Below are 11,070 nucleotides of genomic sequence, written 5' to 3'. Positions count from 1 at the left end.
GTTGCAGCGAGGCTAGGGGAACGTTTCCGGGGTCACAAGGCTGGTGCACGGAATTCCTCAACGGACTTTCGTGGCGCGGCTCTTGACACTGACTGGGGCGAGTGCGGAGCATCGAAGCGCTTCGAAGATTGTCGCCCTTCTCTTTCCTCTCTTCCTCCTCCTTCGCCAAGGGACCCGCACGTGACCGATCGACCCCCGCTCCACCCGGACGACGCGGCGCCCGCGGACAAGCGCGTCGACGACCTGCTGGCCCGGCTCACGCTCGACGAACGCATCGCGCTGCTGCACCAGTTCGCGCCCGCCGTCGAGCGGGCCGGCCTCGCCGCGTTCCGCACCGGCCAGGAAGCGCTGCACGGCGTCGCGTGGATGGGCCCGGCCACCGTCTTCCCGCAGGCCGTCGGGCTCGGCGCGACCTGGAACGACGACCTGGTGCGCCGCGTCGGCGACGCCGTCTCCGCCGAGGTGCGCGCCATGCGCAGCCGCGACGACCGCGTGGGCCTCAACGTCTGGGCGCCCACCGTCAATCTGCTGCGCCACCCGCTGTGGGGCAGGAACGAGGAGGGCTACTCCGAGGACCCCCACCTCACCGCCGCGATCGCCACCGCGTACACGCGCGGCCTGCGCGGCACGCACCCCACGTACTGGCGCACCGCCCCGGTCCTCAAGCACTGGCTCGCCCACAACAATGAGACCCGCCGGGACACCTCGAACTCCTCCGTACGCCCCCGCGTCCTGCACGAGTACGACCTCAAGGCCTTCAGGGCGCCGGTCGAGGCGGGCGCCGTCGCCGGTGTCATGCCGGCCTACAACCTGGTCAACGGCCGCCCCAACCACGTATCCCCGTATCTGCGCGAGCACTTGAGGACCTGGACCGACCAGGGGCTCCTCGTCTGCTCCGACGCGGGCGCGCCCAGCAACCTCGCCGATTCCGAGCAGTACTTCGACACCCACGAGGAGGCCACCGCCGCCGCGCTCGTCGCGGGCGTCGACAGCTTCACCGACCACGGCACGGACTCCTCGACGATCGTGGGAAGGCTCCGCCGCGCCCTCGACCAGGGGCTGATCACCGAGGCCGACATCGACACCGCGGCCCGCCGCCAGCTCGAAGTCCGGTCGCGGCTCGGCGAGTTCGAGGAGAGCGACCCTTTCGCGGACGTACGGGACTTCGACACCGAGGCCCATCGCGCACTCGCCCGGGAGAGCGCCGAGCAGGCGATCGTGCTGCTCAAGAACGACGGCCTGCTGCCCCTCGCCGACGACACCCGGATCGCGCTGGTCGGGCTCCTCGCCGACGAGTGCAAGACGGACTGGTACAGCGGCACCCTGCTGCACCGCTCCACCCCGCTCGACGGCCTGTACGAGCGGTTCGGCACGGAGCGCGTCACGTTCGCGGAGGGCGTGGACCGGGTGCGGATCCGCTGTGACCAGGGATGGCTGTACGTCCCCGACGCACCCGATGGCGTCGAGGCGGGCGCCATCGAGGCGGCCCTCGACCCCGCCCTGCTCGCCGGGCGCACCGACCTGCCGCCGCTCACCACCGTGCCCGACGGGGGCACCGAACTCGCCCTGGTCGACTGGGGCGGCGGCACCCTCACCCTGCGCGCCCCGGACGGCCGCTACCTGTCGGTCGCCGATGACGGTCACGTGCGGGCGTCCGCGGAGCAGCCCGGAGGCTGGATCGTCCAGGAGACGTACACGCTCGAGCCCCATGGGGACGGTCACCTCCTGCGGCACACGGGAACGGGTCGGTACGTGTGTGTCGCCGCCGACGGCGTGAAGGTTGCCGACGAAGGCACGCTCTTCTCGGTGGAGTTCGTGGAGCGCGGCGAGTCCGCCGTGGCCAGGGCCGCCGCCGACGCGGACGTGGTGATCGTCGTCGCGGGCAACGACCCGCACATCAACGGCCGCGAGATCGAGGACCGTACGACCCTCGCCCTGCCCCCGCACCAGGACCGCCTGTGGCGTGCGGCCCGCGCGGCCAATCCGAACACCGTGCTCGCCCTGGTCTCCGCCTACCCGTACGCCGTCCCCGACGCCGAACTGCCCGCCCTGCTGTGGACCGCGCACGGCGGGCAGGCCGCGGGCCGCGCCCTCGCCCGAGTCCTCGCGGGCGACGTCAGCCCCGCCGGGCGGCTCCCGCAGACCTGGTACGCGGCCGACGCCGACCTGCCGGGACTGCTCGACTACGACGTCATCGGCTCCCGCCAGACCTACCTCTACTTCGAGGGCGACCCGCTCTACCCGTTCGGACACGGCCTGTCCTACAGCTCGTTCGGCTACGACGCGCCCTTCGTGACGCGCGGCGACGAGACCCTTGAGTTCACCTTCACCGTCACCAACTCCGGCTCCTACGCCGCCGACGAGGTCCCGCAGCTCTACGCGCGCCCGCTCGGCATGCCGGTGCCGCGCCCCCGCCGTCAGCTCCTCGCGCACCGCAGGATCACCCTTGCCGCCGGGGCGGCCGAGCGTGTCACCTTCACCGTGCCGCTGAGCGACCTCGGCCACTGGGACGTCGCGCGCGAGAGATGGAGCGTCGCGTCGGGCACGTACGAACTGCTGCTCGGTGCCTCCAGCGAGGACATCCGGCACACCGTGCGGCTGACCGTCGAGGGGGACGAGCCGATGCCCCGCCCGGTGCGCACGGACGGTCTGGAAGCGGCGGCCTACGACGAGCAGCACGGAACCGAGATCGTCGACCGCACGAAGACACGGGGCGACGCCGTGACGATCACGGACGCGGCCGCCGGTGAACTCCTCTATCGCAGCTGTGACTTCGGGCCCGACGGCGTGACAGGCGTACGCGTGGAGGCCGCCGGCCAGGGAGTCATCGAGATCGCGGAGGCGTGCGCGGTCACGGTCCCGGCGACCGGGAGTCCATACGACTACGTGACGCTGGACGCCGACTTCGCCGCCGCCGGAGTGCGCGACCTGCGCGTCCGGCTGAGCGGCGGGGTCCGCCTGGCCCGGCTCACCTTCATCCGACGCGGGGTTGACGCATGAAGTTCACCGACGGTTTCTGGCTGATGCGCGAAGGGGTCCGCGCCGCATACGCCACCGAAGTCCGCGAAGTCAGATCGGCAGAAGGGCAGTTCACCGCTTACGCCGCCGTACGGCACGTCAGGGACCGGGGCGACACCCTCAACCAGCCGCTGATCACGGTCGACTGCTTCTCGCCCGCCGAGGGCGTCATCGGTGTCCGCTTCACCCACCACGCGGGCAAGCGGCGCCCCGGCCCCGACTTCGAGCTGCTGCCCACCGAGGGCGGCAGCGGCACGCGCGTCACCCGTGACGGCACTGTCACCGAGCTGACCACGGGCCCTTTGAGCGTCCGCCTGGACACCGCGGGGGAGTGGGGCCTGGAGTTTTCCGACACCTCGACCGGGCGCCGTCTGACCGGAGTTGAAGGCAAGGGCACCGCCTTCGCGACGACACCCGACGGCGCCCACCACATGGTCACACAGCTCGGGCTGGCCGTCGGCGAGCAGATCTACGGCCTCGGCGAACGCTTCACACCGTTCGTCAAGAACGGCCAGAGCGTCGACATCTGGCAGGCCGACGGCGGCACCAGCAGCGAACTCGCCTACAAGAACGTCCCGTTCCACCTCTCCTCCCACGGCTACGGCGTCCTGGTCAACCACCCGGGGAAGGTCAGCTACGAGATCGGCTCGGAGTCCGTCGGACAGCTGCAGTTCAGCGTCGAGGACCAGTCGGTCGAGTTCTACGTCGTCGCGGGCCCGACCCCGAAGGACGTGCTGCGCCGCTACACCGCGCTGACCGGCCGGCCGGCTCTGCCGCCGCCCTGGTCGTTCGGCCTGTGGCTGACGACATCCTTCTGCACCGAGTACGACGAGGAGACGGTCACGTCGTTCGTCGACGGCATGGCCGAGCGTGACATCCCGCTCAGCGTCTTCCACTTCGACTGCTTCTGGATGCGCGAGTACCAGTGGTCGGACTTCGCCTGGGACCCGGACGTCTTCCCCGACCCGGTGGGCATGCTGAGCCGTCTCAAGGCGCGCGGGCTGCGTATCAGCATGTGGATCAACCCGTACATCGCCCAGAAGTCCGCCCTGTTCGCGGAGGCGGCCGAGCGGGGCTTCCTGGTGCGCCGGGCCGACGGCGACATCTGGCAGTGGGACCTGTGGCAGCCCGGCATGGCTCTGGTGGACTTCACCGACCCGGCGGCGCGCGCCTGGTACGCGGGGAAACTCCGCGTCCTGCTCGACCAGGGCGTCGACAGCTTCAAGACGGACTTCGGCGAGCGCGTCCCGACGGACGTCGTCTGGAGCGACGGCTCCGACCCGGAGCGCATGCACAACTACTACGCGCAGCTGTACAACCGCACCGTCTTCGAACTCCTGGAGAAGGAGCGCGGCAGCGGCGAGGCGGTCGTCTTCGCCCGCTCGGCGACGGTCGGCGGCCAGCAGTTCCCGGTGCACTGGGGCGGAGACTGCTTCGCCTCGTTCACGGCGATGGCCGAGTCGCTGCGCGGCGGCCTCTCGCTCTCCCTGTCCGGCTTCGGTTTCTGGTCGCACGACATCGGCGGCTTCGAGGGCACGCCCGATCCGGCGGTCTTCAAACGCTGGCTCGCCTTCGGCCTGCTCTCCTCGCACAGCCGACTGCACGGCAACGTCTCGTACCGGGTGCCGTGGGCCTTCGGCGAGGAAGCGGTCGACGTGGCCCGCACGTTCACCAAGCTCAAGCACCGCCTGATGCCGTATCTGTACGGGGCCGCGGTCGAGGCGCACGCCACGGGCGTCCCGGTGATGCGCCCGATGCTGCTCGACTTCCCCGACGACCCGGCCTGCCGCACCCTCGACCGCCAGTACATGCTGGGCCCCGACCTGCTCGTGGCGCCCGTCTTCTCGGCGGAGGGGAACATCGAGTACTACCTCCCCGAGGGCACGTGGACCCATCTGCTGACGGGCGAACGGGTCCAGGGCCCGGTGTGGCGCCGAGAGACCCACGGGTTCGACAGCCTGCCGCTGTACGTCCGCCCGGGGGCGGTGATCCCGATGGGTGCCGACGACCGGCGCCCCGACGGTGACTGGCCCGACGGCCTGACGTTGCTGGTCGCCCCGGAGGCCGACGACGTGACCGTGGCCGTCCCGGGGCACGACGGAAGCCTTGCCGTCACGTACCGGGTGAGCCGGGCCGGGGTCGGCGGGCCCGTGACGGTTCAGGCCTCGGAAACCGAACACCCCTATCAGGTAAGGGAGTTGTAGAGACGGTTCTACGCAGGGAGCGGGGGTTGCGGCGGGTCGTTGCGGCCCCGGGGTGTCGGGGCACTCGCCGAGTAAGTAAGGTAAGCCTTACCTGAGCTCGGAGGAGATGTAGGAATGGACATGGCCCACCCCGACGCACCCCCGTCGCCGTCGCCCACCGATGCCGAGCGGGCGCGAACCGTCCTCGCCGCCGCCGGCTCCCTGGCGCTGACCGTGACCGCCGCGGGACACCGCCTCGAACACGTAGTGCTGCACGCCGTGGACGCCGCGTCCCGCTTGCTGCTCCTCGACCCGGCCGACGACCGGCTCACCGCCGAACTCGCCGTGGCCCCGCACTCGGGGCTGGCCGTCTACGCCGAGTTCACCGACGTGGCACCGGTCGCCGTACGGGACCGGGTCCGCGCCCGGCTCGCGCTCAGCGGCCGCCTCACCACCGCGGGGCCCGACACGCTCGTCCTGCGCCCCGCGCGCGCCGCCTTCGCCGAGGGCGACACGGTGCGCGTGCTCGACGCGGCGGCCCTCGGCGCCGCCGCGCCCGACCCGCTGGCGTCCCAGGAAGCGGAACTCCTCGATCACCTCGACACCGGGCACGCCGACATCCTCGTCGAACTCGCCGAGCTGGTACGGGGAAACGACCTGGCCGGCGTCGTCGGGATCCGGCCCGTGCGGCTCGACCGCAAGGGGCTCGTGCTGCGCCTGGAGACGCCCGTCTCGTTCCAGGACGTGCGCGTCGCGTTCCTGACGGAGGCGCGCGGCGCGCACGAAGTGGGCCCGCGCATCCAGCAGCTCCTCGACCCGACCGGCGTGCGTACCCACTACTGATCCGCGGCCCCGCTCAGCGCTCCAGCTCCCGGTGCGCGCTCTCCGGGAGTCGTAGGTACACCACGGACGACACGAGGCAGAGCACGGCGACGTACCAGGGGAACAGGCCGCTGTGGCCCCACTCCTTGAAGAGCGTGCCCATGTACGGGGCCGTGCCGCCGAACAGGGCGACCGTCAGCGAGTACGGGAAGCCGATCCCGGCCGCCCGCACCCGTGCCGGGAAGATCTCCGCGTTGACCGCCGCCGAGATCGACGTGAAGCCGGTCAGCAGCACCATGCCCGCACACTGCGTGAGCAGCAGCGAGCCGATCGAGCCCGTCAGCGAGTGCAGCAGAGGCACGCTCAGCAGGGCGAAACCGAGCCCGAAGAAGAGCAGCAGCGGCTTGCGGCCGAAGCGGTCGGAGAGCAGGCCGCCGACCGGCTGGAGCAGCGCGAAGAAAGCGAGCGAGATGGTGCCGACGAGCAGCGCGTCGGACTTGGTGATGTCCGTGTTCAGCTCCGCGTACGTGGGCAGGTACGACGTCCACGTGTAGTACGCGAGCGTGCCGCCCGCCGTGATGCCGCAGATCAGCAGCGACTCGCGCGGGTGGTGGCGCAGCGCGTCGAACAGGCCGGGGCGCGCGGCCGGTTCGGCGAGCTCCTGGCTGCGGGTCTCCTGCGCGCCCTGCCGGATCCAGAACCCGACGAGGCTGAGCAGCGCGCCCACCAGGAACGGCACACGCCAGCCCCAGCCGTCCATCTGCCCGCCGTCGAGCGTGGCGACGAGGAGCGCCGCGATGCCGGACGCCACCAACTGGCCGATGGACGTCGACACGTACTGGAAGGAGGAGAACAGGCCGCGCCGCCCCGGCCCGGCCGACTCGACCAGGAACGTCGTGGACGCCGCGAACTCACCGCCCACGGAGAGGCCTTGCAGCAGCCGGGCCAGGACCAGCACGACCGGCGCGAGGACGCCCACGGCGGCGTACGTCGGAGTGAGGCCCACCAGCGCGCTGCTGCCGCCCATCAGCAGGATCGTCACGGTCAGCGCGGCACGCCGTCCGTGCCGGTCCGCGACCGCGCCCATCAGCAGCCCGCCCACCGGACGCATGAAGAAGCCGACCGCGAAGACGGCGAAGGTGGACAGGAGCGGGACGAGCGAGTTCTCCGCGCCCTTGGGGAAGACCTGGTCGGCGATGTACGTGGCCAGGAACGTGTAGGCGTACCAGTCGTACCACTCCACGGCGTTGCCGACGGAGGCGGCGATCAGCTGGCGGATCGGGTGAGCGGGTGGGGCCGCGGTGGCGATCGTCTCTGTCATGATCTCGACGCTAACCCCGGAAACCACCAGCTCACACGCGGTTTGACGGAGTCGACACATCGCCGTCACCCAGGCCGTCCCGCCACGGCCGACCGGCTGCGCCGTTTGGTGCGGCCGTAGATCCAAAGCACAATCACGGGCGCTGAGTCAGCAAAAAGTCAGCATCGGCCCGAGGACAGTACATTGCCTTCCATCCCCAAGCAGCTCGCCCGCGGCATGGGCACCTTCGCCAAGGCGTGTAACTGCAGCCAGCCCACTCGCTGCCAGCATCCCTACGTCATCCGGTATCGCGACGCGGGCGGGAAGCAGAGGGAAGAGTCCGGCTTCCGCACACAGGACGCCGCCAAGGAGCGGCTCGTTGAGCTGTATGCCCGCAAGGCCAACACGCCCCCGTCCAAGGCCGAACTCATCCGCCATTACGGACAGATGCGATTCGAGGACTTCGTCGGCGACTACATGGGCCGACAGCGGCGACTGTCGTACGGCACCACGTACGAGTACGAGCACCTCGCGCGGAACCACCTGATACCGGAGCTGGGGTCACGGCGGGTGGAGACCTTCAGCCCGATGGTGGTGGAGAACTTCCTTACAGCGATGGACCGCCTCGGCACGCCCGACCCCACGCAGTTCAAGGTGTATGTCCTCCTGAAGACGCTGCTGCTTGACGCCCATCGCAAGGGAGCGATCAACGAGCATCCCCTCGAAGGTGTCGACGCGCCACGGTACGAGGCCGAGCGGGCCGTCGTACCCAGCAAGGAACAGGTGATCGGGATCAAGACGGCAGCCGCCAGCGACCGCTTCTCGATGTTCGTGGACATGATGGCTGGCTGCGGTCTGCGCAACGGCGAGGCCCTGGCGCTGAACGTGAACAACATCGTGGCTGACGACGTCTACCGCGTCACGGAGCAAGTGCACTACCGAACGAAGAAGCTCGAGAAACTCAAGCATCGCAAGCCCGGGGAGTTCCGCGAAGTCCCGCTGCCCCGGAGCATCCGTGAGGCGATAGAGCGCTTCGTCGAGAAGCACGGCACCACGGAGGATGGCTACGTCCTCCAAGGGACCCGTGCCAAGCACATGAACCACGGCACGATCAACGCCATCTGGTACCGGAAGCTGCCAGGTAAGGACATCGACATCCCCAAGGGCATGACGATTTACGGGCACCGGCACTTCTTCGCTTCGAACTGCCTGGCACACAACATCCCCATCACTGATGTCGCGGACTGGATGGGCCATAAGAGCATCGAGGTCACGTTCCGGATCTACCGTCATCTGATGCCGGCCTCGATCGGCAGGGCGGCAAGGCTCCTTGACCGGGGGCTGCACGACCTCGCTGCATGAGATTGCGACGAGTGGTGGACCGACACAGGCTTCAGGACTTCACCACTGACAGCTTGTACTGAACCTTGGCGTTACGACCGTGCCCGAACTTGTACGGCGACAGCCCCTGTTTCGGTGCATCGCGGTAGACCCACGTCACAGACATGTTCAGATAGTCGGCCGTCTCTTTGACGTTCATGAACTCGGCAGTCATCCGGCGGTCTCCCAGTTGTCGACACCCGCCCGCGACAGGCGGACCGGTGCGCAACAGTGCCGAATGAGTGCGGCTTGGGTCAGCCGGAGGAATCTGCTAGAGGCTGGGCGGTGACGCCCTGGCTGCCCTGGCCACTGCGCGGCTTGCCCAGGTAGATCCGGCGCGGGTGCGGACATGCGAAAGCCTTTTGGCGAACACGTGCGGTTCGTGGTCCGTGTCCATCGGGGCCTGCCCGGCTGCCGGGCAGGCGGTTACTAGGGGGCAACAGGCGGTCCGGTGGTTGCGCTGCCAGCGCGCGGCCTGCTCGGTCATCTCGTTTGCGGCGAGGTTTCCTTGGGCGCAGTAGCCGTGGACGATGAACTTGTATAGGCCCTCGCCGACGTCTCCGTCGCCGATGCGCTTGTGGGACAGCCGGGTGAGGGAGGCCCGCGGACGATGGCGGCGCCGGGCCAGAGCTTGGGCGGGCGGTTCAGGGCTCAGTTGTCGCCGTCGGGGTCGACCTCCACGCGGCAGAAGCCGGGCAGAGCGCGGAGATAACGGATGAGGGCGTCGAAGGGTTCCTGGCCGCCGACGGTGATGTTGGTGCGGGTGACGGACAGCTCGCGGATGAGGGCGGGGCGCGGTACTCACTTGGGTTCAGCCGTCATCCGTGACGTCAACACCGAGCTGATCGAGACGGCGTAGCGCCGGGAGGCCGGAGTCGTAGATCGCCTGCATCCAGCTCGCGTCGGCCAAGCGCCCTTGATTCACGCAACCTAGCTGCGCTGGGCCCACGAGCCATGCGGAAATGGCTGCCGTGGACCTCAACTCACTGCGCAAGTTCGTGGAAGGCCAACTCATCCTCCTAGAAGGCAACGCCTTCCAAGGCTGTATGGATCGGCTCGGGTTGGAGCTCTACCCCGGCGATTACCAGGCCGTGCGAGCCGCTGGGCCGAGGGGTGATACCAAGAACGATGGCTACTGTCCGAAGGCCAGGGTGTTCTTCGCGGCGCACGCGACACGCAACGAACCTCTCCACAAGACCAAGGCGAAGATCCGCGGTGACCTGGAGGGCTGCCTTCAGGAGCACCGGTGAAGTAGTGCTCGCGCTCCCGAGGCATGTGGTCACGCTTCCGCCGCATGTAGTCGGGGTTGTCGTGGGGTGATGTGGCCGCCCGAAACTGGGCGGCACGCCCATATCTGTGCAAGCACCCCGAGCAGGACCCGGCCGTCACGGCCAAGCATCTGCTGGCCGAGATCCGCGAACGCGGCCATGTCGGCACGCAAACCTGCTGGTCCGCTACATCAACCTCCGCCGCGTGGAGGCCGATCACGCCGTGCAAAGCCACGCCGTGTGACCGGCCTGCGCACCTCGACCGACTCGGCGAGGGCCAGCGAGCCCTACGCGATCAAACTGCTGGCACCTGCCGCGAAATGGCCGATCTGGCGTGCCAGATCGGCCATTTCGCGGCAGGTGCTGAGTCTGGCCCAGGGCAACGCCGACCAGCTGACTGACTGGATCGTCCGGGCCCGTGCCGCCGCAGACGCGGTCGTGATGCTGCCCTGGCTGCAACGGCCGAACTGATGAAGGCGCCAACACGAAGATCCAACCCCTCACACGGCGGCTCCACGGCCGAGCCGGGCACCACCTCGCCGCGCAAATGCACGGCGTCAGAGGCGAGGTGCAGATTCACCACGAAACACCCTTCGAGGCCGCTTACAGGAACGGAGATGCCCCGCCTCGGCATCGGCCGAAACGGGGTCATCGCAGCCTAATTCGGCTCGAGGGAGGGTGCCCCTCCGAGCCTATGGTCCCGCGGGGGCACCTGGGCTATACCTCAACGTCGGCGATGACCCAGTCACTGATCTCTCGCCATTGCCGAATCGCTTCCTGGTGGAAGGGGTGAGCCAAATAGCTTTCGACCTTGTCCATATCCTCAAGGATACCGTCAACAAGAAAGTCGTAAGCGATGTCCCGAGTGGACATATTGCGGCCGAAACGCCACTCTTGAACTTCAGGTACTTCGCAGCCAACCTTGGCCGCAGTGCGCTCCGCTGCCAAAGCCCTCGGGTCAGTCCAGTCGACTCCCGATTTGAACTTGAAAAGCACGATGTGGCGAATCATCGAGCCTCCTCTCGGTGTAGTTTGAAGACGTTCACCGCTGTTGTATTTTCAGCTTCGTGGTTGTTGTCCAGTGCTGTCACTGTCGGTT

At 68.8% G+C, this 11,070-nt stretch carries 9 protein-coding genes; 6 read left to right on the top strand and 3 right to left on the bottom strand.

The features are described 5' to 3' along the window. Positions 1–180: 180 nt before the first annotated feature. The 3 genes from ACIREE_RS13435 to ACIREE_RS13425 all read left to right on the top strand — a co-directional run bounded on the left by ACIREE_RS13435 (position 181) and on the right by ACIREE_RS13425 (position 6,044). Positions 181–3,000, top strand: a complete 2,820-nt coding sequence (locus ACIREE_RS13435) for a glycoside hydrolase family 3 C-terminal domain-containing protein (RefSeq protein WP_404150546.1) — start codon at positions 181–183, stop codon at positions 2,998–3,000. Then, entirely contained in the window at positions 2,997–5,222 is a 2,226-nt protein-coding gene (gene yicI, locus ACIREE_RS13430) for an alpha-xylosidase (RefSeq protein WP_404150544.1), read from the top strand. Before ACIREE_RS13435 ends, yicI begins: the two co-directional genes overlap by 4 nt. Before the next feature lie 120 nt (positions 5,223–5,342). Beyond that, the gene (locus tag ACIREE_RS13425) at positions 5,343–6,044 is read left to right on the top strand and encodes a DUF2470 domain-containing protein (protein ID WP_404150542.1); all 702 of its coding nucleotides are present in this window, start codon (positions 5,343–5,345) and stop codon (positions 6,042–6,044) included. A gap of 13 nt (positions 6,045–6,057) precedes the next feature. Here the strand turns inward: ACIREE_RS13425 and ACIREE_RS13420 are convergent, their stop codons facing one another. After that, positions 6,058–7,344: an MFS transporter gene (locus ACIREE_RS13420; RefSeq protein ID WP_404150540.1), complete on the bottom strand. Its 1,287-nt coding sequence runs from the start codon at positions 7,342–7,344 to the stop codon at positions 6,058–6,060. Between the two features lie 216 nt (positions 7,345–7,560). Between ACIREE_RS13420 and ACIREE_RS13415 the strand changes: the two genes are divergently transcribed. Beyond that, entirely contained in the window at positions 7,561–8,685 is a 1,125-nt protein-coding gene (locus ACIREE_RS13415) for a tyrosine-type recombinase/integrase (RefSeq protein WP_404150538.1), read from the top strand. Positions 8,686–8,716: 31 nt separating this feature from the next. Here ACIREE_RS13415 and ACIREE_RS13410 read toward each other — a convergent pair whose 3' ends face one another. Then, complete coding sequence (locus ACIREE_RS13410; protein WP_404150536.1) at positions 8,717–8,878, bottom strand: hypothetical protein; 162 nt, start codon at positions 8,876–8,878, stop codon at positions 8,717–8,719. Positions 8,879–9,665: 787 nt separating this feature from the next. Between ACIREE_RS13410 and ACIREE_RS13405 the strand changes: the two genes are divergently transcribed. Then, on the top strand, positions 9,666–9,953 hold the full coding sequence (locus tag ACIREE_RS13405) for a hypothetical protein (protein ID WP_404150534.1): 288 nt from the start codon (positions 9,666–9,668) through the stop codon (positions 9,951–9,953). A 258-nt stretch (positions 9,954–10,211) separates the two neighbouring features. After that, a complete protein-coding gene (locus tag ACIREE_RS13400; protein ID WP_404150532.1) occupies positions 10,212–10,442 on the top strand; it encodes a hypothetical protein in 231 nt (76 codons plus the stop codon). A gap of 246 nt (positions 10,443–10,688) precedes the next feature. On the opposite strand, the gene ACIREE_RS13395 is transcribed toward ACIREE_RS13400, so the two are convergent. Further along, complete coding sequence (locus ACIREE_RS13395) at positions 10,689–10,982, bottom strand: Dabb family protein (RefSeq protein ID WP_404150530.1); 294 nt, start codon at positions 10,980–10,982, stop codon at positions 10,689–10,691. Between the last annotated feature and the right edge of the window lie 88 nt (positions 10,983–11,070).

Origin of the sequence: Streptomyces sp. NPDC102467, from assembly GCF_044765445.1 — a bacterium.
Taxonomy (GTDB): Bacteria; Actinomycetota; Actinomycetes; order Streptomycetales; family Streptomycetaceae; genus Streptomyces.
The sequence above is the reverse complement of the archived record's forward strand: the minus strand, read 5'-3'. Positions and strand labels throughout refer to the sequence as shown.